This is a genomic window from Desulfatibacillum alkenivorans DSM 16219 (assembly GCF_900142135.1).
GTDB classification, from domain to species: Bacteria; Desulfobacterota; Desulfobacteria; order Desulfobacterales; family Desulfatibacillaceae; genus Desulfatibacillum; species Desulfatibacillum alkenivorans.
Map to the genome: position 1 here is coordinate 156,340 of NZ_FQZU01000004.1, position 24,145 is coordinate 180,484.

Consider the following 24,145-nt stretch of genomic DNA (forward strand, 5'->3'; position numbering starts at 1 on the left):
GTAATTTTGATAAGGGTTTAGTACGACTCCCTCCGCAACACCGTTCTCGGAAGCCGTTCCAAAAACCGGGAGGGGCGATACAGGTACGTCATGGACGCCGGATCGAAAACATCCGTGGGATGCACGAAAAACAGCTCCTTTTTCGCCCTGGTGGCCGCCACGTACATCAGGCGAAGCTCCTCTTCCAGGCTTTCGCCCTCTTTGGCCACGGCCTGGCGCGACGGAAACCGGCCGTCCAAGGTCCATATGACGAACACCGCCTCCCATTCCAGGCCCTTGGCCGAATGAATGGTGGAAAGGACCATGCGGTCCGGCGGGGCTTCGCCCACAGCCAGGACGTCTTCCACCGTGCTGGTGGGAGGCTCCAGGGTGACGTCGTGAATGAATTTGGCAAGATCGGCGCCGTAACGCTCCATCATGGAGACGAGCTGGTCCAGATCCTTCTGGCGTTTCGGCCAGTTGTCGAAGTTGCTTTCCAAATAGGGACGGTAATACTCCAGGACCTTCTTGCCTATGTCCGCCACCTTTTGTCCGGGCCGGGAGATATCCGTGATCAGGTCCCGCAAGGCATTAAACCCGGATTTGTAAGAGGGCGCAGGTTTGACGGCGGCCAGGCCCGGGCCGGAGCAGATTTTATCCGACAAGGTCTGGGCGGTTTTGGCGCCGACCTTATTCAACAGCAAAAGGGCGCGATGCCAGCTCAGCTTGTCCTTGGGAAAGGCGGCGATCCGCATATGCACCAGCGCATCCTTGATATGGGCGGATTCCATGAATTTGAATCCCCCGTATTTGACGAACTTGATTCCATGCCGGGTCAGCTCCACTTCCAGGTCAAAGGACTGATACCCCGCCCGGAACAGAACGGCGATTTCCCGCAAGGGAACCTCCTGGCTTTGCAGCCTTTTGATCTCGTCCACCACGAATTGGGACTGGGAATTCTCATCCCTTGTGCTTACCAGGACGGGCGCGGCGCCACCCTGGAGATTGGTGAACAGGGTTTTGGTGTATTTTCTGGCCGCCTGCTTGACGATCTTGTTGGTCACGTCCAATACGGGCTGGTAGGACCGGTAATTCTCCTCAAGCCGGATGATTTTCGTCCCCGGAAACACGTCGGGAAAGCGCATGATGTTTTCGAAGTTGGCGCCCCGGAATCCGTATATGCTTTGGCAGTCGTCCCCCACCACCATGACGTTCTGGTGGCCCTCGCCCAAATATCTGAGGATGTCCGCCTGAATCAGATTGGTATCCTGGTACTCGTCCACCATGATATAGTCATATTTTTTAGATATGACGTCCCGAATTTCAGGCTCCGTGGCCAGCATAATGCGCATGTGCAGCAACAGGTCGTCAAAGTCCATCAGGTTTTCTTGGGACTTTGTCATGGCGTACTGGTTGTACATCTCGTCCAGGATGTCTTTGTGGGGAATGAAATGATTGTATTCGGAAAACAGGATCTTTTCCACGCTCATGCCCGTGTTGGCGCTTCGGCTGAAAATGGAGGCGACCGTCCCTTTACGGGGAAAATTCCTCACGCCTTTGGGGACCAATTCCTTTTTCAGGCGGTCGATGAGCGCTTCGCAGTCCGGCCTGTCCAGAATGACGAATCCCGGGTCAAAGCCCAGCTTAAAGGCGTAGCGCCGAAGCATCTGGTGCGAAAAAGAGTGAAACGTGCCGCCGGCGACGTCGTCGCAGTCCATGCCTAGAAGCACGCCCGCCCTCCGGAGCATTTCCTCCGAGGCTTTGCGTGTGAAGGTCAAAAGCAGGATGCGGGCCGGCGGCGCCCCGGAGTCCACCAGACGGGCCACCCGATAGGTCAGGGTGCGGGTTTTGCCGCTGCCCGCTCCGGCGATGACCAGCATGGGCCCCTCCAGGGTGGTTACCGCTTCGTATTGGGACTCGTTCAGGTCTTTTTCGTACTGGATATTGGATGCCATAATCAGGATTTTTCCTGGTAGTTGGACAGGTCGGAGATAAAGTCCATGAAATCCCTTTCGGCCAGGAACTTGGTGATGATCTGGTTCACCGCTTCTGACGTATCCACCCGGTATATTCCCTTGGCGTCCGCGCCTACAGCCTCTTTGGCCTTGGCCACAATGGTTTTCAAAGCCTCTACGGGAATTACGATGTTGGCGTTGATAAGTAAGGTCTCGGTATTGTCGCTCATGGGCTTCTCCCTTATTAATCTATGGAAATTGCTTGCGGTCTTGCGTTGCTGGAAGATAGTATGTAAACATTGATACCCTGTCAAGAAGGCGGGTTAACCACAGCGATAATGGCGTTTTCGCCCGAACTTCAAATAGCTGCACAGGCCTGCAAAAGGCGTTGTTTACGGAGGCGAGTATGGATATTGAGTTGTTGAAGAAATATGCGCAGGTTTTCTGGTGGGGATTGACCACGGCCAGGGTGGATAAATACAAAAAAGGCGACTCCATTTTGGTCAGGTACGACCGGGCCGCCATGGAAACCGCCGAAGTCCTCCAGGCCATGCTTTTGCAGCAGGGCATGAACCCCATTCTTCGAATGAGCTACACCCCGACCATGGAGCGGCAGTTTTACGAGCTTTCCAACAACAAACAACTGGTGTTCATCCCCCCGGGAGACGAGGAGCTTTTCCAAAACATCAACGGCAGCATCAGCCTGATCGCCCCCGAATCCCTCACCCATCTGGCGCATATAGACTCCTCCAAAATGGGCAAGGCCGCCGTGGCCCGCAAGCCGTTTCGCGACATCCTGGACAAACGGGAGCAGGAAGGCGCCTTCGGCTGGACCTTGGGCATTGTCCCGACTCAGGAGTTGGCCAGGCAGGCCAAGCTCTCCCTGAAAGCCTATACCGAGCAGTGGATCAAAGCCTGCCTGCTGGATCTCGAAGACCCGGCCAAGGAATGGCGGAAGCTGTTCAACCGCGCCACCAGTCTCAAGGCCTGGCTTAACGGAATGGACGTGGATTATTACCAGGTAAAATCCACCAATACGGACCTGAAGGTCGATCCCGGCGAAAAACGCCGCTGGATCGGCATTTCCGGCCACAACATTCCGAGCTTCGAGCTTTTTCTCTCCCCGGACTGGCGCGGAACCGAAGGCGTGTATTTCGCCAATCAACCCTCGTTTAGAAGCGGAAACTACGTCAAGGACGTCCGCCTGGAGTTCTCCAAGGGCAAGGTGGTGAAGGTCACGGCCAAGCAGGGCGAGGACTTTGTGAAAAAACAGGTGGCTATGGATAAAGGCGCGGGCCGTTTGGGCGAGTTCTCCCTGACGGACAGGACTTTCTCCAAGATCGACAAGTTCATGGCCAACACCCTGTTCGACGAAAATTACGGCGGCAAGTTCGGCAACTGCCACGTGGCCATAGGAGCCTCCTACGCCGACACCTACTCCGGGGACGCCAAGGAACTGGACGCCGACCTGAAAAAGAAATTGGGCTTCAACGACTCCGCCCTTCACTGGGATCTGGTGAACACGGAAAAGAAAACCGTCACCGCGCACCTGAAATCCGGCGAGTCTCTGGTCATCTATAAAGACGGCGAATTCACGGGCGCAACAGCCAAGTGAAGGAACCGGGAGTCAGACGAGGCGCCTCCCAACCTCCGGAGGCCTATCTGGAGGTGGCTGTCGCCGCACCTCTGGAGCAAACCCTGACCTATAAGCTGCCCCAGGATCAGGCGTCCCTTGCCGAGCCGGGCAAACGGGTGCTGGTCCCCATGGGGCGGCGCAGGGTCACGGGCTATATCCTGGGGCCTGCTCCCAAACCCGAGGGCTTTAAGGCCCGGTCCATCCTGGATATCCTGGACGAACTCCCCCTGTTCCCCGAAGCCATGGTTCCCCTGTTCCGGTGGCTGGCCGATTATTATCTCTACCCTCTGGGCCTGACCATCAAGGAATCCCTGCCTTCCGGCGTTAATCACCTGGAACTGGCCATGGTGCAAATTGCGCCGAAAGGGGAAAAAGCCCTGGAAGCCGGACAGGCCAACTCCAAGGAGCAGCGGTTTCTGGAAATTTTGCTGACTGCGGGCGCCATTACCCAAAATCAATTGGTCAAAAAAGCGGGCAAGGGCGCTTCGGTCTCCACCATATTGACCATGCAGCGCAAGGGCTTTGTGGAGATCAACCGGGTCATGCAGAAGGGCCGGGTCAGTTCCAAGACAGAAACCTATGTAAAAGCCCTGAAACACAAAAGCGACGCCCCGGCCCGGCAGAAATCCCGGCACAAGGTCCTGGAAGTTCTTCCCAAAGATGGGGAAATGGCCATGCGGGACCTGAAAAAAGAGGTTCCGTCAGCGCCCCGCTGGATTTGGGAGATGGAGGAGGCCGGGGAGATCCAGGTGTTTGAAAAAGAGGTTTACCGCGATCCCTTCGGCGAGCCCATCCCCCCCGACGAAACCCGCTTCACCCTCACCCCCGAACAGGAGGCGGCATACAAGGAAATCACGCAAGCCCTGGGGCAGGGATACAAATCCATCCTTCTCCACGGCGTGACCGGCAGCGGCAAGACCGAAGTCTATCTCCGGTGCGTGGAAAAAGCCCTGGAGCAAGGCCTTTCGGTTATTGTACTGGTGCCGGAAATCGCCCTGATCTCCCAGATGCAAAGGCGTTTTTTAGCCCGATTCGGAGAGAAAGTGGCGGTGCTTCACTCCGGCCTCTCTGACGGCGAACGCCTGGACCAGTGGATGCGCATTGTCCGTGGCCAGGCGCCCATCGCTTTAGGCGCGCGTTCGTCCATCTTTGCGCCGGTGAAAAACCTGGGCATCGTCATCGTGGACGAGGAGCACGACGAATCCTACAAGCAGGACAGCCGCTTGCGGTATCAGGCCCGGGATCTGGCAGTCATGCGGTGCCATATGGAAAAAGCCGTGACCGTGCTGGGATCGGCCACGCCGTCCATATCCTCGCGGCATAATTGCGCCAACGGCAAATTTCAAAAGATCAGCATCAAAAACCGGGTGGCGGAGCGGCCCTTCCCGGAAGTCACCCTGGTGGATCTCCGCAACGCGACAGCGGGCCAAAACCGATCCCTTTTGACCGACGTGCTTAAGCATCATCTGTCCGAAACCCTGGCCAAAAACGAGCAGGCCCTGCTTTTTCTCAATCGCCGGGGGTTCGCCAATTTTCCGGTTTGCCTGGAATGCGGCGGAACCATTACCTGCTCCCATTGCGACGTGTCCCTGACCTATCACCAGGAGGCTGGCTGCTTCCAGTGCCATTACTGCGGCTTTTGCCAGGACATCACCAAGGGCTGCCCCTCGTGCGGCTCCCGCAAGCTCAAAATGATGGGCATGGGCACGGAAAAGGTGGAGGATTCCCTGCGGGAAATGTTTCCGCAAGCCAATATAGGCCGGCTGGACCGGGACGCGGCGGCGAAAAAAGGGGGCCTGGTTTCCGTATTGAAAGGCTTGCGCGAAAAAACCACGGACATTGTAGTGGGCACCCAGATGATCACCAAGGGGCATGATTTTCCCAACATCACCCTGGTTGGCGTGGTGTGCGCGGACCTTTCCATGGGCTTTCCGGATTTTCGGGCGGGCGAACGGACTTTCCAGCTATTGGCCCAGGTGGCGGGCAGGGCCGGGCGCGGCGAAAAGCCCGGCCGGGTGGTGCTCCAGACCTACAACCCGGAGCATTTTTGCATCACTACGGCCTGCGCCAACGATTACGAAGCCTTTTGCAACGAAGAGCTAAAGTTCCGGCATCAATTGAAATACCCCCCATTCGCCCGCCTGGCCCAAATCCGGTTCACCGGGGAGGACGTCAAGGAAACAGGCGCCTTCGCCAACGCCATTGGCGAGGAATGCCGCAAGCTTCTGTGGGCCGAAAAAGCCTTTAAGAATTCCGTCCAGGTGCTGGGACCCATCCCGTCGCCCATTGCGCGGATCGCCCGCATGCACCGGTGGCAGATGCTTTTGAAGGGGCTGGATCACAAGGCTTTTCGCGCTTATTTGCGGCAGGTGAACCGGATCATCCAAGGCAAGGCCGGGACCAAAGGCCCCACCGCCGTCATTGATGTTGACCCGGTGAACATGCTATAATTTTAATTTCTCATCACCATAATTTTTACGGAAGGGTTTGCACATGGAAGACAAATTAGAGGCTTTTCAGGATTTTTATCCGGACGATTACTCCCATTGCTACGGCTGCGGCAGGCTGAACGAGCACGGCATGCAGATCAAAAGCTACTGGGACGGCGAAGAAAGCGTGTGTCGCATCCACCCCCGGGATTATTACACCGGCGGGATGAAGCATATTGTCTACGGCGGGCTTATCGCCTCGCTCATCGACTGCCACGCGGCGGGCACGGCCGCTGCCGCCAAGATTAAGGAGTTGGGCGAGGAAATGACCCGAGAGACCATGCCCCGGTTTGTCACCGCCAATTTGAATGTGAATTTTAAGGCGCCCACGCCCATTGGCGCGGAGATCGAGCTTCGGGGCAAGGTGCTGGAAATCAAGGGCCGCAAAGTGACCATCGGCGTGGACCTGATCGCCGAGGGGGTGGTCTGCGCCGAAGGCCAGGCCTTGATGATCCAGGTCAAGGAAACTGTGTAATAAGAAGGGTTCAAGTCTTTGGTTGGCTTTTGGCGGCCGGTAAAACCGGGACAATAGTCAATCAGAGACTGACTTCCTAATATGAAATTTAAGTTACTGCATCTACGGTTTGTGCGTTGTTATGAGATGGCACCGATCACGAAAAATTTATTTTATACAATTGTGAACCGTCCACGATGGACATGTTTTCGTTATCCCGGGCGTCTTTCAAAAGCCCTCTATTTTTGACTGGCCCTTTATAAGCGCGCCTTTTCCGCTTCCGGCATGAATCGTTTTTATTGACACCGGAATTCCAGTTTGGGCAGGTTATTTTCCGGAAAGGATTTAGGCAGATAAGCCGGGATGGCGTATTTTTTCGAGCAAAGAATTCCCGCGTTGACGGGCCAGTGGCGGCATAGCTTTTTTTGTGTTAACACCAGTTGAAATGAACGCCTGTCAGAGGCGTCATCGGGCTGTTTAATCCTGGCGGAGCAGCGAAAGCCGCTTCCCGCAAGCCGGAGGGGGCCGCCGTCATCGCCGATGCCGGCGGGAGGAATATCGGGACTACCGGATATAATCGGCTTGCTACTTAACTTTAAGGAGGGGGATCATGATCTGGCAATTAAAAAAGGCTTATTATAGGACGTATCAATGCGGATTGGGGTTGGGGATGAAAGTCTCTCCCTGGCTTGAGCCGGAAATCATAGACGGCCCGGACAGCGTTAAAAAACTTCCGGCCGTTATAAAGGAAAAGGGGTTTGAGAGGGTTTTGGTGGTCACGGATGCGGTGCTCATGGGCCTTAATCTGCTTGACACGCTTTTCGAGGCTTTGAAGGCGGTCGGCGTAAAATACTACGTTTACGACCAGGTGCAGCCCAATCCGACCATTGCAAACATTGAAGGCGCGCTGGATGTTTACAACGCGAACAACTGCCAGGCCATCATTGCGTTTGGCGGCGGATCTCCCATGGATTGCGCCAAGGTGACAGGCGCCAGGGTGGCCCGCCCCGGGCGTTCGGTGGTTAAGATGAAGGGGCTGTTCAAGGTGATCCTTCCTGCATTGAGAATGGGCTCTTTGCTTCCGCCTATGCTTTTTGCCGTGCCCACAACCGCCGGCACCGGCTCCGAGACAACCATCGCCGCGGTGGTGTCCAATCCTGAAACCCACGAAAAATTCCCGGTGGGGGACTTCGTTCTCCGGCCTCGGTATGCGGTTTTGGATCCCATGCTGACGCTGGACCTGCCGCCTCACATCACGTCCACAACCGGCATGGACGCCATGACGCACGCCGTGGAGTCCTACATCGGCAAATTTTATAATAACGAAAGCACGCGCCTTAAAGCCATAAAAGCCGTCCAGCTCATTTTCGAAAATATCGAAAAAGCCTATAATAACGGCCAGGATGTGGAAGCCCGCGGCCAGATGCTGCGCGCCGCCTATGAGGCAGGCGTCGCATTCACCCGCGGGGGCGTGGGCAACGTCCACACCATAGGCCACAATCTCGGCGGCATGTACGGCATTCCCCACGGCCTGGCCATGTCGGTCATCCTGCCTTATGTGCTTGAATGGTATGGCAAAATAATCCACAAACAGTTGGCGGAACTGGCGGATATGACCGGCATCAGCGCCGCCGGCATGGACAAAGCCCAGAAGGCCGAAGCCTTCATACAGGCCCTGAGGGATCTCAATAAGCGAATCGGGATTCCGGAGAAGTTTGAGCAAATTAAGGATGAAGACATTCCGTTGATTGCCGAGCGCGCTTTGAGCGAGTGCAACCCCAACTACCCGGTTCCCAAGATCATGAAATTGGAGGATTGCATGGCTGTCATTAAATCGCTTCAGGCCTGATTGAATTCCGGGGGCCTTATCTCAACAACAAGCCCATAATGCATAAGGCATGGCGGCTGAGATAAGCCCCCCCAAAAAAAATCGGTGTGAAAAGCGTATGAGCAGCGCTAATCCCGCCGCCGCTTCCGAGGAAACTGAGCAACGCGCCGTTTCTTCATTCCCCAGGCGCCGGTAAAACCAACTCCACCAAACCTTCTACAGCCAGTCCATTGATCCCAAGCTCATTTTTCATCCCAGGCAGATGCTCAGCCCAGGCTTCGGCGGGAGTCGGGGACTTGGGGTCGCCGGTGAAATACACATTGACCAGCCACGCGGGCGCCCGGCAAATCTCCCTGAAAAAGTATAAGTGGGCGATCCTATTGGCCGATTGGTAAAGCTGCCCGGTCCAGTCCGCTTCCGGAGACGCGCCGAGAAAATTTTTGACCTCGCTCAGAGCCTTATCAATGAGTTTTCCGGATTTGGGCGAGGCTTGGCATCCGTTACCATACACCTCATTCACATGACTCTTTGCTTCCACCAAAATAACGCCTTCGGCCCGCCCTGAATCCTGGTTTTCAATCCTGGCCAAAGCGTCCCACACCGGGCCTCGTCTCGGCCAGAAGCCTTGAAGGCGATCCCACAGATGAGCAAAGCCCAACGCCTCAAGAAAGGCCTTATCCTGATATTCGGCGTAGTTGTCCTTCTCCAAGGGCGACGCCCAGACAATTTTTCCATCAGCAGGAAAATCCGGAATAGCTGCCAATAGAGCCCTGTTCAGTGCATCCCGCCTGAAATTCACATAGGTCTGAATCCGGCGCTGACTGCCTGCGTATGCGCGTCCGTTTCGGTCTGTTCTTTGTTTTGAGTTTCTGGTTTGGTCCAAGGCTAAACGATCTCATCGTTGTATAATATTAGAGAAAACTTGTTCCTATGCATTTTGGGGAAGCTCTCCACAACTATTATAATGATTCCGGTAAATGCACCAACCAATCAGAGGACAAATAAAGTGTGGGGATGTTTTTTTATTTACGATATATGTATTCATCCTTTGCTCTTTCCCAGTTCAAGTAGCCGCTTTCAGTCCAGGTTGATCGACCTGCAGGACGCCAGCATGGCCGCCTGGGGTAGCGTCTGAATTCATGTTTACTAGACAGGCGCCCAAGCGGTCATATCAATCCGGAATTTCGGCGCCGCGGTTTAAAATCTCGATGTAATCCGCGTAACTGTACAAACGGTTGCGTTTCTTTTTTGTGAGTTCTTTGACGATGCCGAGTTCTTCCAGTCGGCTTAACGCCTTATTTACCGTTGCCGGAGTGATGCCTGTCTTTTCGACCAGCCAGCTCGAAGTGGCGATGGGGCGTTCCATCAACGCCGGAAGAATCTGCATGAGGGATTCCGCGGCTCGCCCTTGGCCGTAAATGAGGTCTCTGTTCTTTGCCGTCAGGTCGAGGATCTGTTTTGCGGTTTCTACAACCTGATCAGCGGTGAAAATTACGGCATCCGCAAAGAAATCCAGCCAATTCTCCCAGTCGCCGGTTAAACGCACCCGGTTAAGCAATTCGTAATAATATTGACGGTGCGTTTTGAAGTAGAGGCTGAGATAAAGCATGGGCTCGCGCAATACTTTTTGATCGCAAAGCAGCATCGTTATCAATAACCGCCCCAAGCGGCCGTTGCCATCCAAAAAGGGGTGGATCGTCTCGAACTGCACATGGGCGAGAGCCGCTTTTAAAAGCACCGGAGTCGGCTCCGGTTGGTCATGCAGGAAGAGTTCAAGTTTGCTCATGCATTCCATCACTTTTTCCGGCGGCGGAGGGACAAAAGCCGCATTGCCCGGTCTGGTTCCACCGACCCAGTTTTGGCTTTTTCTAAACTCACCGGGAGTCTGCTTGCTTCCCCGCCCTTTGCTGAGCAGCACGCTATGGACTTCCCTGAATAGGCGCAGCGACAGGGGCAGACCCTCTTTCATCAACTGCAAACCATGGTAGAGAGCCGCAACATAGTTGCTTACTTCCTGAACGTCATCCAACGGAACGCCTGGCTCCAGGTCCAACTCAAACAGCAACAAGTCTGACAGCGACGACTGAGTACCCTCGATCATGGAGGAAAGAACGGCTTCTTTCCGTACATACATGTACAGAAACAGCGAGGTTTCGGGCAACAGGTCGGAGATATTGTCCAGCCTCCCTAAAGCTGTCAGCGCTTGGTCGAATTTCCGGCTTAACGCCGGAGTCCAGTTAATGGGCGGGGTTGGAGGCAGGGGCGCCGGCACAAAAGCGTTGACCTTCTCTCCCACCGTTGACACGGAGACATACTCGCCTTGGAGTTCTCGTTTCATATCGTTTGCCTTTTACCTAAAATATGGCTTTCTCTTGTTTTAGTTTAAAGCCTTATCCTAAAATAATGGTGTGGAAAGCAAAAAGCAAGAGAATTTTTAATGCAGCGCCTGGAGATCCTTTTCAATCGCGCCCATAGCGAATAGAACAGACCATTCCTTCCCAAAGGCTATGGACGCTCCGGGACGAAAGGTGTATATCCTTATTACAAGGGCTTGGGATTTTTTGGATTCAAAGATCCGGCTGCGAATGGGGCGAATGAAGCGGCTATTAATGGTAAGGTCAATTTCGAGGGGACACGATACTTATCTCGGGCGTTATACCCGGAGAATTCCGTCCCTTTTTTTGAGATAAGTTCATGTCCCTGAAATTTTGGGATTTTTTGCGTGAAGAATTAGACAGCGAATACGGCGCTGGAAAGGGGCCGGGGACGGCCGCAGCGGAAAAGAAAGAGGCCGTAAAAAACAAAAGGGATCAGCCCGCTTGGGCCGACCCCTGTTATTTTTGGTACGCCCGGCAGGATTCGAACCTGCGACCTACGGATTCGTAGTCCGGCACTCTATCCAGCTGAGCTACGGGCGCAAAAACTGGGACTGAATTATTCTCTTTCATGCCGTTTGTCAAGCCCCTATTAGGATGAAAATATCGGTGACGAAAAAAAATTTGTTTCCTGACAAAGGAATTTTATGGAAAAACATTCCGAATACATGCAAATGGCTCTTGACGAGGCTAAATCTGCGTGGGATGAAGACGAGGTTCCCGTGGGCGCGGTTCTTGTATTGCCGGATCAGGACCTTATCATCAAGGCGCACAACCGGACCATTGGTCTGAACGACGCCGCCGCCCATGGGGAAATCCTGGCTCTGCGGGAAGCGGGCCGGGTTATCGGCAATTACAGGTTGTTAAACAGTGTGCTATACTGCACCGTAGAACCCTGCATCATGTGCATGGGCGCCGTGATTCACGCCCGCGTCAGCAAGGTGGTTTACGGAGCGCCGGACCCCAAATGGGGCGCCTGCGGCTCCTTGTACGACTTTGCGTCCGACCCGGGCTTGAACCATCATCCGGAAATCCTTTCCGGAGTGTGCGAAGAGGCGTGCCGGACGATCATGCAGGAATTTTTCCGTCTAAAAAGACAAGGAGCAAAAAGTGGCTAACATCGTAGTGGTTGGCACCCAATGGGGAGATGAGGGAAAAGGCAAGATCGTGGACATGCTGGCTGAAAAGGCCGACATGGTCACCCGTTTCCAGGGCGGAAACAACGCGGGACACACCGTGGTTGTGGACGGAACCCAGACCATCACCCACCTGATTCCTTCCGGGATTCTTCAGAACAAGACCTGCCTCATTGGAAACGGGGTGGTTGTGGATCCCAAGGTTTTGCTGGAGGAGGTGGACAAGCTCCTCGGCATGGGAGTGGAAATCAACGCGGATAACCTGCTTATCAGCGAACGCGCCCAGATCATCATGCCCTATCATCAGGCCATGGACCACGCCAGGGAAGCCAAAAAAGGCGCCCAGAAAATCGGCACCACCGGCCGCGGCATCGGCCCCTGCTACGAAGACAAGGCGGCCCGCAAGGGCGTCCGCTTTGTTGATTTGTTGGACCCGGAAGTTTTTGACTCCATGGTGCGGGAAGCCTGCGAGGAAAAAAACTTTCTCCTGACCGAATTTTTCAAGGCCGATCCCGTGGACCCGGACGCCATCATCGCCGAGTATACGGAATACGCCAAACGCCTGGCGCCCCACGTGGTCGACGTTTCCGTGGTTTTAAACCAGGGGATCAAGGAAGGCAAGCAGGTGCTTTTTGAAGGGGCCCAGGGCACCCACCTGGACATCGACCACGGCACCTATCCTTTCGTCACCTCGTCCAATACGGTGGCAGGCAACGTGTGCGCAGGCTCGGGCGTAGGCCCCGGCCAGCTCAACGAAGTGCTTGGCATTGTCAAGGCCTACACCACCCGCGTGGGCATGGGCCCCTTTCCCACGGAACTGGAAGACGAAGTCGGAAACAAAATCCAGGAAAAAGGCGCGGAATTCGGCGCAACCACCGGCCGCCGCCGCCGTTGCGGCTGGCTGGACATGGTCCTGTTGGAAGCCACGGCCCGTTTGAACGGCCTGACCGGCGTGGCCATCACCAAGCTGGACGTCCTGGGCGGCCTGGATTCCTTGAATATTTGCACCGCCTATGAATGCGAAGGCGAAACCCTCAATTTCTTCCCGGCCGACCTCAAGGTCCTGGCCAAGTGCAAGCCGGTTTATGAAGCCATGCCCGGCTGGACCGAGGATATCTCCGGCGTCAGAAACTTTGACGACCTGCCGGAAAACGCCCGGAACTACCTGAACCGGGTGGAAGAGCTGTTGGGCGCGCCCATCAAGATTATTTCCGTCGGCCCCGGCCGCGATGAAACCATGGTCGTGAAGGACCCTTTTGCGGGATAATTCACGGGACCCATAAAGCCCACGGACAAGATCAACAGAAACGGAGAGAAGTTCCATGACGGATTTCAGGCACGCTGATATTTTGATTGTGGACGATGACATTGATGTCGGCAATACCCTCCTGAAGTTGGTCCTGGCCGCCGGTTATAACGGAGTCAAGGCGGAAGACGGCGAACAGGCCCTGGAAATCCTGAAAAACAGGGAGGTGGATCTTGTAGTCACGGACATCGAACTGCCGGACATACAGGGCCTGGAGCTGACCAATCTCATCAAAAAGGAGCATGGCGCCGACGTCATTGTCATGACCGGCTTCGGCGAGCAATACACCTACGAAGACGCCATCGAGCAAGGCGCCAGCGACTTTATCATCAAACCCATCAAGTTTTCCGAGCTGAGCCTGCGCATCAAACGGGTTCTGCGGGAGCGCGCCTTTGACCAGGAGCGGGAAAAGCTCATGGGCAAGCTCCAGGAGCTGGCCGTCACGGACGGGCTGACCAAGCTGTACAACTCCCGCCACTTTTACGAAACCCTGGACGTGGAAATTCGCCGGGCCCGGCGCTATGGACGGCCTTTGTCCCTCCTGCTTTTCGACATCGACAAGTTCAAGAATTTCAACGACACATACGGCCATATTGAAGGAGACCGCGCCTTGGCCCGTATTGCAAGGGCCGTGCAGGACTGCATTCGCCTTACCGACACCGCCTTCCGTTACGGCGGCGAGGAGTTTACCGTGCTCATGCCCGAAACCGACGAGGAAGAGGCTTTAGGCGTCGGTCAGAGGGTGTGTGAAGAGGTGCGGGACCTGGTGCATCGCGCGGACGCCGAGGAGGTGCATTTGACCATCAGCGTGGGCGTCACCCAGTGCACTCCCGGCGAGGATCTGGCCGACATGGTCAAAAGGGTGGATGAGGCCATGTACAAGGCTAAACGCGCCGGCGGAAACCAGGTGGCCGCGCTGTCCGCCCCGGGCCGGCCGGGGGGCGAGGCGTAATTGCGTGCTCTCCGCGCTGTAGTTGCCAGGTTTTCTTGCCCGTAGTTGAGTGGTCCCCCCGCCGTAGTTGCTCCCTCTTTGTTGGGTTTCGCAGCGGCGATACAGGCCGTATTGTGCGTTCAGGCAAGTGGCGTTTTTCCCAATTCAACGCTTTATTTCAGCGCTCTACCCAACCTACATCTCATCATCGTGCGACGTAGGTTGGGTAGAGCTTGTAAAACCTTTCCTGCGGAGGCAGTCCCTTTTTCGCCGGAGCAATGTTTAAAGCCAAAAACATGTGTGCGAAACCCAACAAATGGATTTTCCCAAAACCTTCTTCCGTCCTTGCAGCCCGTTATTCTCGCTTTCCAGGCCGGCATTATTGTCGTCGCCTTGGAAAGGCGCCAATCGTCCAAATGCAACCGGTGAATGGCATTTCCTTTACACAAAAAGAAATCCCGGAACGGTTTAAACCATCCCGGGATTTCTTAATGTGTTTCAACAATGGCTACGGCGTTATGCGGTCAAAATCTCTGATATGTCCCGCACCTTGATTTTATCCTCCAGGCCTTCCACCTTCACCGCGTCCTCCAGCATGGTCAGGCAGTTGGGGCAGGCCACGGCCAGGATGTTGGCTTTGGCTTCGTCCGCCTCCCGGGCCCGGATGCGGGCCGGGCTGTCCTCGCTGCCGCCCAAAAAATCCGTGTAAAAATTGCCGGCGCCGCCTCCGCAGCAAAGCGCGCCTTTTTTATTGCGGCCCATTTCCGCAAAGGCCGCGCCGGGTATGGCGGCCAGGACCTTTCTGGGGGCCGAGTATTCTTCGTTCCAGCGCCCCAAAAAGCAGGGGTCGTGAAAGGTGATGCGGGCGTCTGCTTGCTCAGGCGCTTTGATCAGGCCTTTTTTAAGCAGATTGGCCAGAATCTGGCTGTGGTGATAAATCTGGAACTCGCCGCCGAAATCCGGATAACGATTTTTAAACACGTTGTAGGAATGGGGCGACAGGGTGATGATCTTTTTCACTCCCAGTTCGGTGAACATCTTGATGTTCTTTTTCGCCAGATCCTCCAAAAGGGCGTCTTCGCCCATCATCTCCACTTCGTTTCCGTCGGAAATTTCCTGAGACCCCAGGACGCCGAAGGATACCCCGGCCTGCTGCAGCAGTTTGGCGGTCGCCCTGGCCGCGCCTTGGGCCCGGGTGTCGTAAGAGCCTTCGCAACCCACGTAAAAGAGGAATTCCTGGCCTTTGTAGGGCTCCAGGTTCAGGCCCTCCATCCAGTCTTCACGCCGTTTTGCAGCCATGCCGTAGGGATTGCCGTGCAACTGAACGTTGGTGAGGAACTCGCCCACGGCCTTGGGAATCTTCCCTTCATCCACCATGGCGGTTTTGGCGGCGATGATCATGTTGACCACGTCGTCGTTAAAGCTGTGAGGGCATTTTTCCACGCAGTTTTTGCAGCCCACGCAGGAATAGACGATGTTAGCCAAATTGGGGGACCATTCCAGCTCTCCGTTCAGCCAGGCGCGGATGAGCCACAGCCTGCCGCCCGTGGAATAGCTTTCCAGGCGGAACCTGGCGTAAGGCGGGCAATTGGTGATGTCGCTCCAGTCCGTGGGGAACTTGCAGTATCCGCATCGAAAGCAGCGGTGAATCATATCCTTGTATTTGTATTCCATGAGATTCATTAGTCCACCTCCCAGTTGCCGGGGTTCATGATCCCATTGGGGTCGAGAATCTTTTTCACTTCCTTCATGAGGCGAAGAGCGCCCGGGTCCATGCGTTCGAGCATGAGTTTCTGGCCGAAGATAGCGGGCTTCCAGATGGTCCCGTTGAGCTCCATGACCAGTTCGTCCGTTTCGTGCAGGGCGTCCCTGGCGTGCTTGACCGTGGCGTCGTCCGCCCTGTTGAAAGCGTAGGACCAGGAGAACATCATGCTGTGGCAGCTTCCAATAACCCGGCCGAGGACCGTGTACGGGATGAAATGCCGGCCCGAGATTTCCGAGCCCCGGCGGTAGCATTCAGGATAGAACGACACGGGCACGATGGCGCCCACGTATTCAAAGCCGCCGCCTTTTTTCCAGTCGGCCGACTTGCTCACCTGGGGGCGGGATCGTTCATCATAGAGCGAGACGATGCCGCCCACGCCGTTGCGGATGTACTTGGCAAGCTGAACGTCGAAGGTCATATGCCGTTTGAACTCCAGCTCCTCCTCGGAATCCCCGGTGTTGATGATGCTGATGTAGTGCAGCCGGTTCATCATGGGCGGAATTTCCGAGCTGGTGGCGATGAGGTCTTCCGCCATGCCCAGGTGGGAGATTTCAAAAAGCACGTCCGGGACGAACTCCTCGTTTTCCACCACGAACATATTGTTTTCCCTGAATTTTTTGCAGGGATAGAGCTTGAGGGACACCTTGGTGATGATCCCCGTGGCGCCGTTCCAGCCCAGAAACAGGCCGATGTCCGGCAGGGGGTGCATGGTGTACCAGCCCGAGCCCACGGCGCAGGATCCGAACCGGGCGATGTCGCCCGTGGGCAGAACCACTTCCAGGCCGTTCACCATGTCCGTATTGAACCCGTAGGGATGGGCAAGATCCCCCTGGCCGTGGATGGCCAGGTTGCCGCCCACCGTGGCCGCCGGAGGCGCGCCGGGTTCGGAATGCATGAGGTTGGGGTGGTTCTTTTTAAGGTAGGAGGTGATCTTGCCGTGGGAGATTCCCGCCTCCACCACCATGTACCGGCCCTGTTCGTTGACCTCCAGGATTTTGTCCATGCGCTTGAGGTCGATGATGACGCCGCCCTGTTGAGGCAGGGCCAGCCCGGCCAGGGTCATGCCGCCGCCCAGCGGAACAATGGGCGTTTTGGTTTCGTTGGCCAGCCGGACCACGGCCTGGAGTTCGTCCGTGGTCTTGGGCGCGACGACATATTCGGGCCATAAGGGCTGGGATGTGCCCAGGTCCTTGGAGTAGGTGAACAACTCCTCCCGCCGGTTCGAGGCGTAATCCTCCCCCACTATATTGACTAATTCCTGATGAATGGAACTCATGGTTTATCCCCCTTTTTTATCCGACTTTTTCGCCGATGGCCAGCCTGCACAGGTCGCTCATGAACAAGGGCATAATCCCAGCCTTGCTTACCGGCATGCCAAGGGTTTGCATGCAGGCCGGGCAGTTGAACACGCAAATCTGGCCGCCGGCCTTTTTCATGTCGTCGATGTTTTTCTTCTGGATTTCCGCGCAATAAACCCGGCTGCCCTCCTTTTTCTGGCCCAGGATGGTGGCGCCGCAGCACATGGCGTTTTCGTCCTTGTATTCCCGGTCCATGTATTCCACGCTGATGAGGTCGAAAATCTTGGCGACGAAGGGATGCTTGTCGGAAGACAGGCGCGAGGAGCAGGGGCGCTGATACACCACCTTGTATCCCAGAGGCCTGATTTCATCCTTCAATTCCAGGAGCCGGTTGTACAAAAACTCAAAAAGGTGGATGGACTTGAACGGGACCTCGATCCCAAAGGCCGGGGCGTAGGAGGTGTAGGTCCCGTAGCACTCGTCGTGAAAATGCACGATTTCCTTTGCCCCGTGGGCGGCCAAGGTTTGGATGATCCCGTCCAGGCGTTCATTGATCACCGAGGTCTTGCCGTAATGTAAATACATCAACTGGCAGAAGTAGTGAAACATCTTGCGGGAGTCGTGAGAAATGATGGGCAGCCCTTCAAAGAGCTTGCTCCCTGCGACCCGGCCGAGCAAGGGGCTGAACACCCCCATATTGAGCGCCGTCCCTTCCATTTCGTCGATGACGGGCTCCCCCCTGAAGGGAATCCCCACCTGGACCCCGCTCTTTACCAGCGGGTCCGGCAGAGGGAACATGCCCAATTCCTCCTGCATTTTCACAATCAAATAAAAGGGATGGTTGCCGTTGGGACAGTATTCCTCGCAAGCGTAACAGGTTACGCAGTCCCGAAGGACAAACGAGTCCTCCCCGCCGGCCAGTTTCAGGATCTCTGTGCGGGCCGCTTCCTGATCGATATCCATGTGCTGGCACTTGACCAGGCAGTCTTGGGTATCGCAGGCCATGCACAGGTCCGGATCGAATTTCAATTCATACATGGACGCCTCCTGTGGTTGGGTGTGCGGATTGTCTGAAAGGTTTGTTGTGCGTTTGGGTTGGCTGCTTTTCCTGCCGGCGTGTAAATAGGCAAGAAGGGCGCCAGGAGTCTTGATTTGCATTTGTTGTGTATTTAAGGGGTTAATAATTGGGCGGATGAGGATGCATCATATTTGGCGTGCAAAAGCCAAATATGGCGTTTTTCTTGACTCCGGTCAAATCCCGAAGTACACTCCCCACGCCAGCGCCTAACGGCGCCCCGAAACCCAACCCACAAAATACAGCCTGCGAGAAAGCCATGGCCCCGGCCTCGAAAAAAATCGCCCAGGAAAAAGTGCGGGAAGCCGTTTGCTTATTTGAAAAAGACTTCTCCATAGACTGGATCATCGAACTCTCCGGCCAAAGGCCCTCCCTGACCCTGGAAATCTTTGAACAAGCCATGGAGGACGGATGGCTGGCGCCCAAAGGCGCCGGGACCTACGCCCTGGCCGATCCTAAAATCCGCGACCACGTGCTGGCCGGCATGGGGCCGGGCCAAAGGGAAAAGCGCTTTCGCAGCGCGGCCATGCTCTTTTTAAAGGAGTGCCGGGAGAACGATCTGGACGCTTCTCATCTTGCGCCCTTTTTACTCCGTATACCCAACGACGAACAGGGCTGCGCCGGACTGCTTCTGGCGGGGGACGCTTTCGTAAAAAGGTTTCAGCCGGACAAGGCCCTGGAATGCTACAAAAAGCTCAAGGACGACCTGTTGAGCCTGGAAGGGCCGGGCATCGACGATTTGTTCATCCGAATGGCTTTGAAGACCTCCAAGGTTTCCACGGCCCGGCAAAGCACGGACGAGACGGCGGCCGTGCTTCGGGACGCCCTGGTGCGTGCGGAGAAACGCGGGGATAAAGCCTCCCAGGCGCTCATTCGCATGCACATCGCCAAGAATGAGTGGCTTTTAAACCGGTACGACAGCGCCAACGAAATCTTCAAGGACGGCTGGGCCCTGGCCCTGCAGTGCAACGAGCCCTGGCTCATGCGTTCGGCCCTGGCTTTCCGCACCTTTTTTCTTTTCTGGCAGGGGCGGTTTAAAGAGGTCGCGGCCCTGTACGAAACGGCCGTCTCCGACGTGGAAGCGCGGCCGGAAGGGGGCTTTCCCCTGCTGGTGACCATCACGGCGGGCCAGTGCTACACCTTTACGGGCCAGATCACCCAGGGCCTGGGCATGCTGGACGCCATCCAGAAATCCTGCCTGGAAGCCGGAGACCTGCACACGGCCGCATTCGCCACAGGCTCCATCCACAGCGCCTTGCACAGCATCAAGTCCACGGCGGAAACCCTGGAGTACATCGAAGCGAACCACGCCGCCCTCAAGCAAAGCGGCAACAGTTATATCGAAATGCTGGCCGACGGGTTTTTAGCCCATTTGTATTATCTGAAAGGCGACATCCGCCGCTCGGTGGCCGCCCTGAGGCGATTCGTGCTAAAATGCCGGGAGGTGAACGTGGACGCCCTGCATCACAAGCCCCACTTGCTGGAGCTTTGCTGGGCCATGGAGCAGGGCAAATATCCCCGCATGCTCAATCTTTCCCTGGATCGTGAAATTCAAAGCATCCTTGTGGGCCGGAACGTGTTCCTCAAGGGCCTGGCTTATCGCTACTCGGCCCTGCTGCAGGCCTACAATAAAGAGCCGGAAGAGGCTATCAGGCGATCCCTGGACCAATCCCTCAAGTGGCTGGAGGAGTCGGGCCACGAATTGGAAATCCTCCGCACCCGCATGGAAACCATGCGCAGGCTTCTCTTGCAAGGCGAGGCCAAGGCGGCGCAAGGCATGGCGGACCGGCTGTCCGGCGTATTGGAGCAGTATCACGAAGAAACAATTCCCCCGGATCTCAAACCCCTTTTTCGAACCAGGGCCTCCGCCCAAAGGCTGCTTTCCGGCATCTACAGTCTGGGCAATGACATGGCCTCGGTCCAGGACGGCAAGGAGCTTTTGCACAGCATCCTCTCCACGGTCAACCAGTTGACCGGCGCCGAGCGGGGAGCGATTTTCGTGGCCAACGAAGATCCTCACGGACCGCCCATGAAGCTGCGAGCCTCCAGGAATCTGACCGCCGATCAGGTTGAACGCCCCGCATTCGAGCCTTCCATGCGCCTCATCCAACAGGCGGCCTCCCTGGGCGTGGACAAAAAATCCTTTATCCGCAAGGAATCCGGTCCCCCGGAAGAGTGGAGCGCCGGGTCCGGCGAGGCGGCCCGGTCAAGCATTTGCGCGCCCATTATATTCAAAGGGAAAACCCTGGGCGTGTTGTATCACGACAACCGTTTGCTCAATTCCGCATTCAAGGAGTCGGACTTTGAACTGCTCTCCTTTTTCGCGGCCCAGGCTGCGGCAGCCCTGGACAACGCCAACGCCCAGGACGAAATCAAGCGCCTGAAAAGCGCCATGGCCCAGGGGAGGCGCATTCAATCACCGCGGCGCTTTTCCCGGGAGAATTACAAGGAGGTCATCGGCAAAAGCCAGGCCGTGCGTAACATGCTCCATCTGATCGAGCAAGTGGCCGGGACCGATTCCAACGTTCTCATCCTGGGGGAGACCGGCGTGGGCAAGGAACTGGCCGCCAACGCCGTCCATTATCACAGCAAGCGCCGGGGAAAGGCTTTCGTCAAAGCCAATTGCAGCGCCCTCACCGAAACCCTCATCAACAGCGAGTTGTTCGGCCACGAAAAAGGCGCCTTTACCGGAGCCTCCTCCCGCCGGATCGGCCGCTTTGAACTGGCCGACAAAGGAACCATCTTTTTGGACGAAATCGGAGACCTGCCCCTGGACGTCCAGGCCAACCTGCTTCGCGTGCTGCAAAGCAGCGAGTTCGAAAGGGTGGGCGGCAACGAAACCATCCGGTCCGACTTTCGCCTCATCGCCGCCACAAACCGGGATCTGGAAAGCCTGGCCGCCGAAAAGAAATTCCGGCAGGACCTTTATTATCGGCTGAACGTGTTTCCCATCGTCGTGCCGCCTCTGCGGGATCGCAAGGAGGACATCCCCCTGCTGGCCGAGCAGTTTATCCGGGTTTTCGCCCAAAAAATGCAAATTGAGGCCAAAAGGATTTCCAGGGAGGAAATGAACAAGCTCCTTAAATACCACTGGCCGGGGAACATCCGGGAGCTTGCCAACGTGATTGAAAGGGGCATGATTTTAAGCTCCGGCCCCCTGTTTAGGGCTCCGGATCTGGAAGACCTGCCCGACGGACGCAGCCTGCACCGCCCTCATAGCCTGGAGGAAAACGAACGCAGCCATATTTTATGGGCCTTGGAGCAGAAAAACTGGAAGGTGCGCGGCCCCGGCGGAGTCGCCGAATTCCTGGACATCAACCCTTCCACCCTCGCCGCCCGCATGAAGAAGCTGGGCATAAAGCGTCCATAAAGAAACGCCCTGCGTACAGCGGATTAGCCGCCTATGCGGGGCGTGCTGGATGCGGCGGCATGCGGCAAGCCGCGGCCAAGCTCATCGGAGGAAACTTCTGGACACCAGTTCATGATCGTTGGTAACTTATAGCAGCGGCATTAAAAAACCCTCCCATTCTTCTTCCGGAATGCCAAAAACAAGGATGCCTATGCCCCCGAAGCCAACCTATGAAGAACTCGAAGCGAGAGTGCGCCGTTTAGAGAAGGATTTGCAGGACTCAAGGCAAATTATCAACACCATCCTTGACGCGGCGCCGGTAAGAATTTTTTGGAAAGATAAGGATTTGCGGTATCTGGGCTGCAATACACTTTTTGCCAAGGACGCCGGTTTTGACGACCCCAAGGATATGATTGGCAAAGATGACTACCAAATGGTCTGGAAAAGGCAGGCGGAGCTATATCGCGGCGACGATCAGGAGGTCATTCAAAGCGGCAAACCCAAATTGCTTATTGAAGAGCCGCAAACAGGTCCGGATGGAGCCGTTAAAACGCTTTTGACAAGCAAGGTTCCTTTGTTCAATGAAGAAGGCGAACTAAAAGGAATGCTTGGAGCATATTCGGATATTACGGAATGGAAGGAAAAGGAAGCTGAGTACGCCCAACTTTTCGCCTTGTCCATTGATATGGTATGCATTGCCGATATAAACACCACTGCGTTTTTAAAGGTAAACCCTGCTTTCACCGAAACCCTGGGCTTTTCGGAAGAAGAACTTTTAAATGAATCATTCATGGATTTTATTCATCCGGATGATGTTGAAAAAACACTCTCTGTCGTGGAATCGTCATTAAAACTCGGCAAAAAGGTTTTCAATTTTGAAAACCGGTACAGGTGCAAGGACGGAACCTATCGCTGGTTAAGCTGGGTGTCGCATCCCATTCCGGAGATAGGGAAAACCTATGCCGTCGCGAGGGACATCACCAGCTACAAAGCCTCTGAAATGGCGCAGGCTGATATTCAGCAGGAGCTTTTAAAACGAAATAAATTCATCGAAATGATTCTGGACTACCTGCCCATTGGATTGGGGGTGAACTATGTTGACAGCGGAGAAGTAACCTATCTGAACCGGAAGTTTGAAGAGATATACGGCTGGAGGAAAGAAGAGTTTCCCAATATTCAAGACTTTTTTGAAAAAGTTTTTCCCGACCCTGTAGAGCGGGAGGCCCTGCAACTGCGCATCATGGAGGACATGGCTTCCGGCGACCCCAAGAGAATGGCATGGGAAGACCTTGAAATAACGACGAAGACAAATCAGAAGCGTATTGTTTTTGCTAAGAACATACCCATTTTTGATCAGAACCTGATGATCTCCACTGTGCAGGATGTCACCGATAAACGCAAACTGGAGGCGCAGGTGCAGCAAGCCCAGAAAATGGAATCCATTGGAAGGCTGGCGGGCGGCGTTGCTCACGATTTTAACAATATGCTGAGCATCATATCCGGTTATTCCGAAATGGCCCTGGAAGACCTGGATCAAAATGCTCCCATTGCCGCCAATCTTCAGGAAATCCGGAAAGCGGCTAAACGGTCGGCGGATCTCACCCGGCAGCTTCTGGCTTTCGCCCGAAGGCAAACCATCTCCCCTAAGATGCTGGACCTGAATGAAACCATTGAGAGCATGCTTAAGATGCTGTCCCGCCTGATCGGGGAAGATATTGATCTTGCCTGGAGGCCTAAAGTCAGGCTGTGGAAGGTTATGATAGACCCTTCTCAGGTTGATCAGATTTTAGCCAATTTGTGCGTAAACGCCAAAGACGCCATTGAACGCCATGGGAAAATTACCATTGAAACCAATAATATGATCTTTGAAGAGGAGTATTGCCGGGACCATGAAGGGTTTAAGTCAGGCGAGTATGTAATGATAGCGGTAAGCGATAATGGCTGCGGTATAAAGAAGGAAAACATGGACAAGTTGTTTGAACCTTTTTTTACCACAAAGAAAATTGGCCAGGGAACAGGTCTGGGATTGGCGACCGTTTACGGGATCGTCAAACAGAACAACGGCTTTTTAAATATCTATAGCGAGCCGGGGGAAGGGACCTGTTTTAAGTTGTATTTTCCAAGGTACATCGAGGCATCCATGCAACACCGGGAACGGGCCGAGAAGGCCCCTATAGCAGGGGGGGCGGAGACCGTGTTGGTCGTGGAGGATGAAGAAGCCTTTTTAAGAGTAACGCAAATGATGCTCGAACGCCTTGGATATCAGGTGCTCGCCGCCGCCGGACCCAAAGAGGCTATTCAACTTGCTGAATCGTTTTCCGGGCGCATCCACCTGCTGATGACTGATGTGGTTATGCCGGAAATGAGCGGCAGGGACTTGGCGGAGCGCCTTACAGAGTCATACCCCGGTATGAAATGCCTGTTTATGTCCGGGTATACGGCCAATGTGATCGCCCATCACGGGGTGCTTGACGAAGGCATCAATTTCATCAACAAACCCTTTTCCAAACATGAAGTCGCCATAAAAGTCAGGGAGGCTCTGGACCAGAAAACTTGAAGGGGAATGACG

Annotated in this window: 16 protein-coding genes and 1 tRNA gene; 9 read left to right on the plus strand and 8 right to left on the minus strand. The window is 55.3% G+C overall.

Translation table 11 applies throughout. The features are described from left to right. Nucleotides 1-17: 17 nt before the first annotated feature. Together BUE18_RS05440 and BUE18_RS05445 are read right to left on the minus strand one after the other, a co-directional pair. Nucleotides 18-1,934, minus strand: coding sequence for an ATP-dependent helicase (locus tag BUE18_RS05440; protein ID WP_073473712.1), 1,917 nt, complete (start codon nucleotides 1,932-1,934; stop codon nucleotides 18-20). Between the two features lie 2 nt (nucleotides 1,935-1,936). After that, a complete protein-coding gene (locus tag BUE18_RS05445; protein ID WP_073473714.1) occupies nucleotides 1,937-2,164 on the minus strand; it encodes a hypothetical protein in 228 nt (75 codons plus the stop codon). A 176-nt stretch (nucleotides 2,165-2,340) separates the two neighbouring features. Here BUE18_RS05445 and BUE18_RS05450 point away from each other — a divergent pair, with 176 nt between their 5' ends. The 4 genes from BUE18_RS05450 (at nucleotide 2,341) to BUE18_RS05465 (ending at nucleotide 8,362) form a co-directional block, all read left to right on the plus strand. After that, nucleotides 2,341-3,549 carry an aminopeptidase gene (locus tag BUE18_RS05450; protein WP_073473716.1) on the plus strand — a complete coding sequence of 403 codons (1,209 nt, stop codon included), beginning with the start codon at nucleotides 2,341-2,343 and terminating at the stop codon, nucleotides 3,547-3,549. Beyond that, on the plus strand, nucleotides 3,546-6,020 hold the full coding sequence (gene priA / locus BUE18_RS05455) for a replication restart helicase PriA (protein WP_073473718.1): 2,475 nt from the start codon (nucleotides 3,546-3,548) through the stop codon (nucleotides 6,018-6,020). The genes BUE18_RS05450 and priA overlap by 4 nt, the downstream gene beginning before the upstream one ends. A gap of 43 nt (nucleotides 6,021-6,063) precedes the next feature. Further along, nucleotides 6,064-6,534 carry a PaaI family thioesterase gene (locus tag BUE18_RS05460; protein WP_073473720.1) on the plus strand — a complete coding sequence of 157 codons (471 nt, stop codon included), beginning with the start codon at nucleotides 6,064-6,066 and terminating at the stop codon, nucleotides 6,532-6,534. Between the two features lie 589 nt (nucleotides 6,535-7,123). After that, nucleotides 7,124-8,362, plus strand: coding sequence for an iron-containing alcohol dehydrogenase (locus BUE18_RS05465; RefSeq protein ID WP_211482782.1), 1,239 nt, complete (start codon nucleotides 7,124-7,126; stop codon nucleotides 8,360-8,362). A 154-nt stretch (nucleotides 8,363-8,516) separates the two neighbouring features. Here the strand turns inward: BUE18_RS05465 and BUE18_RS05470 are convergent, their stop codons facing one another. The 3 genes from BUE18_RS05470 to BUE18_RS05480 all read right to left on the minus strand — a co-directional run bounded on the left by BUE18_RS05470 (nucleotide 8,517) and on the right by BUE18_RS05480 (nucleotide 11,259). Beyond that, the gene (locus BUE18_RS05470) at nucleotides 8,517-9,050 is read right to left on the minus strand and encodes a hypothetical protein (RefSeq protein ID WP_139264621.1); all 534 of its coding nucleotides are present in this window, start codon (nucleotides 9,048-9,050) and stop codon (nucleotides 8,517-8,519) included. Nucleotides 9,051-9,512: 462 nt separating this feature from the next. Further along, complete coding sequence (locus BUE18_RS05475; protein ID WP_073473724.1) at nucleotides 9,513-10,679, minus strand: Fic family protein; 1,167 nt, start codon at nucleotides 10,677-10,679, stop codon at nucleotides 9,513-9,515. Nucleotides 10,680-11,182: 503 nt separating this feature from the next. Next, nucleotides 11,183-11,259, minus strand: a tRNA-Arg gene (locus BUE18_RS05480). A 104-nt stretch (nucleotides 11,260-11,363) separates the two neighbouring features. Here BUE18_RS05480 and tadA point away from each other — a divergent pair. The 3 genes from tadA to BUE18_RS05495 are packed head-to-tail and all read left to right on the plus strand — an operon-like array spanning nucleotide 11,364 to nucleotide 14,110. Next, nucleotides 11,364-11,834, plus strand: coding sequence for a tRNA adenosine(34) deaminase TadA (gene tadA, locus BUE18_RS05485; RefSeq protein ID WP_073473725.1), 471 nt, complete (start codon nucleotides 11,364-11,366; stop codon nucleotides 11,832-11,834). Next, nucleotides 11,827-13,119, plus strand: coding sequence for an adenylosuccinate synthase (locus tag BUE18_RS05490; RefSeq protein WP_073473727.1), 1,293 nt, complete (start codon nucleotides 11,827-11,829; stop codon nucleotides 13,117-13,119). Before tadA ends, BUE18_RS05490 begins: the two co-directional genes overlap by 8 nt. A 55-nt stretch (nucleotides 13,120-13,174) precedes the next feature. Then, nucleotides 13,175-14,110: a GGDEF domain-containing response regulator gene (locus tag BUE18_RS05495; protein WP_073473729.1), complete on the plus strand. Its 936-nt coding sequence runs from the start codon at nucleotides 13,175-13,177 to the stop codon at nucleotides 14,108-14,110. Nucleotides 14,111-14,605: 495 nt separating this feature from the next. Here the strand turns inward: BUE18_RS05495 and BUE18_RS05500 are convergent, their stop codons facing one another. The 3 genes from BUE18_RS05500 to BUE18_RS05510 are packed head-to-tail and all read right to left on the minus strand — an operon-like array spanning nucleotide 14,606 to nucleotide 18,190. Continuing rightward, nucleotides 14,606-15,772: a (Fe-S)-binding protein gene (locus tag BUE18_RS05500; protein ID WP_073473731.1), complete on the minus strand. Its 1,167-nt coding sequence runs from the start codon at nucleotides 15,770-15,772 to the stop codon at nucleotides 14,606-14,608. Continuing rightward, a complete protein-coding gene (locus BUE18_RS05505) occupies nucleotides 15,772-17,130 on the minus strand; it encodes an FAD-binding oxidoreductase (protein ID WP_073473733.1) in 1,359 nt (452 codons plus the stop codon). Before BUE18_RS05505 ends, BUE18_RS05500 begins: the two co-directional genes overlap by 1 nt. 16 nt (nucleotides 17,131-17,146) lie before the next feature. After that, nucleotides 17,147-18,190, minus strand: coding sequence for a heterodisulfide reductase-related iron-sulfur binding cluster (locus tag BUE18_RS05510; protein ID WP_073473735.1), 1,044 nt, complete (start codon nucleotides 18,188-18,190; stop codon nucleotides 17,147-17,149). A gap of 296 nt (nucleotides 18,191-18,486) precedes the next feature. Here BUE18_RS05510 and BUE18_RS05515 point away from each other — a divergent pair, with 296 nt between their 5' ends. After that, nucleotides 18,487-21,597 carry a sigma 54-interacting transcriptional regulator gene (locus tag BUE18_RS05515; protein ID WP_073473737.1) on the plus strand — a complete coding sequence of 1,037 codons (3,111 nt, stop codon included), beginning with the start codon at nucleotides 18,487-18,489 and terminating at the stop codon, nucleotides 21,595-21,597. Between the two features lie 190 nt (nucleotides 21,598-21,787). Next, nucleotides 21,788-24,133 (plus strand): PAS domain-containing hybrid sensor histidine kinase/response regulator, encoded by a 2,346-nt coding sequence (locus tag BUE18_RS05520; RefSeq protein ID WP_170868277.1) that lies wholly within the window; start codon nucleotides 21,788-21,790, stop codon nucleotides 24,131-24,133. Nucleotides 24,134-24,145 lie beyond the last annotated feature (12 nt).

What these genes read in the sequence shown, in the direction of transcription:
- BUE18_RS05500 (WP_073473731.1), bottom strand. Translation starts at nt 15,772, where the DNA reads ATGAATCTCATGGAATACAAATACAAGGATATGATTCACCGCTGCTTT.
- BUE18_RS05465 (WP_211482782.1), top strand. Translation starts at nt 7,124, where the DNA reads ATGATCTGGCAATTAAAAAAGGCTTATTATAGGACGTATCAATGCGGA.
- BUE18_RS05460 (WP_073473720.1), top strand. Translation starts at nt 6,064, where the DNA reads ATGGAAGACAAATTAGAGGCTTTTCAGGATTTTTATCCGGACGATTAC.
- BUE18_RS05505 (WP_073473733.1), bottom strand. Translation starts at nt 17,130, where the DNA reads ATGAGTTCCATTCATCAGGAATTAGTCAATATAGTGGGGGAGGATTAC.
- BUE18_RS05515 (WP_073473737.1), top strand. Translation starts at nt 18,487, where the DNA reads ATGGCCCCGGCCTCGAAAAAAATCGCCCAGGAAAAAGTGCGGGAAGCC.
- BUE18_RS05510 (WP_073473735.1), bottom strand. Translation starts at nt 18,190, where the DNA reads ATGTATGAATTGAAATTCGATCCGGACCTGTGCATGGCCTGCGATACC.
- BUE18_RS05445 (WP_073473714.1), bottom strand. Translation starts at nt 2,164, where the DNA reads ATGAGCGACAATACCGAGACCTTACTTATCAACGCCAACATCGTAATT.
- BUE18_RS05475 (WP_073473724.1), bottom strand. Translation starts at nt 10,679, where the DNA reads ATGAAACGAGAACTCCAAGGCGAGTATGTCTCCGTGTCAACGGTGGGA.
- BUE18_RS05495 (WP_073473729.1), top strand. Translation starts at nt 13,175, where the DNA reads ATGACGGATTTCAGGCACGCTGATATTTTGATTGTGGACGATGACATT.
- BUE18_RS05440 (WP_073473712.1), bottom strand. Translation starts at nt 1,934, where the DNA reads ATGGCATCCAATATCCAGTACGAAAAAGACCTGAACGAGTCCCAATAC.
- BUE18_RS05520 (WP_170868277.1), top strand. Translation starts at nt 21,788, where the DNA reads ATGCCCCCGAAGCCAACCTATGAAGAACTCGAAGCGAGAGTGCGCCGT.
- BUE18_RS05450 (WP_073473716.1), top strand. Translation starts at nt 2,341, where the DNA reads ATGGATATTGAGTTGTTGAAGAAATATGCGCAGGTTTTCTGGTGGGGA.
- tadA (WP_073473725.1), top strand. Translation starts at nt 11,364, where the DNA reads ATGGAAAAACATTCCGAATACATGCAAATGGCTCTTGACGAGGCTAAA.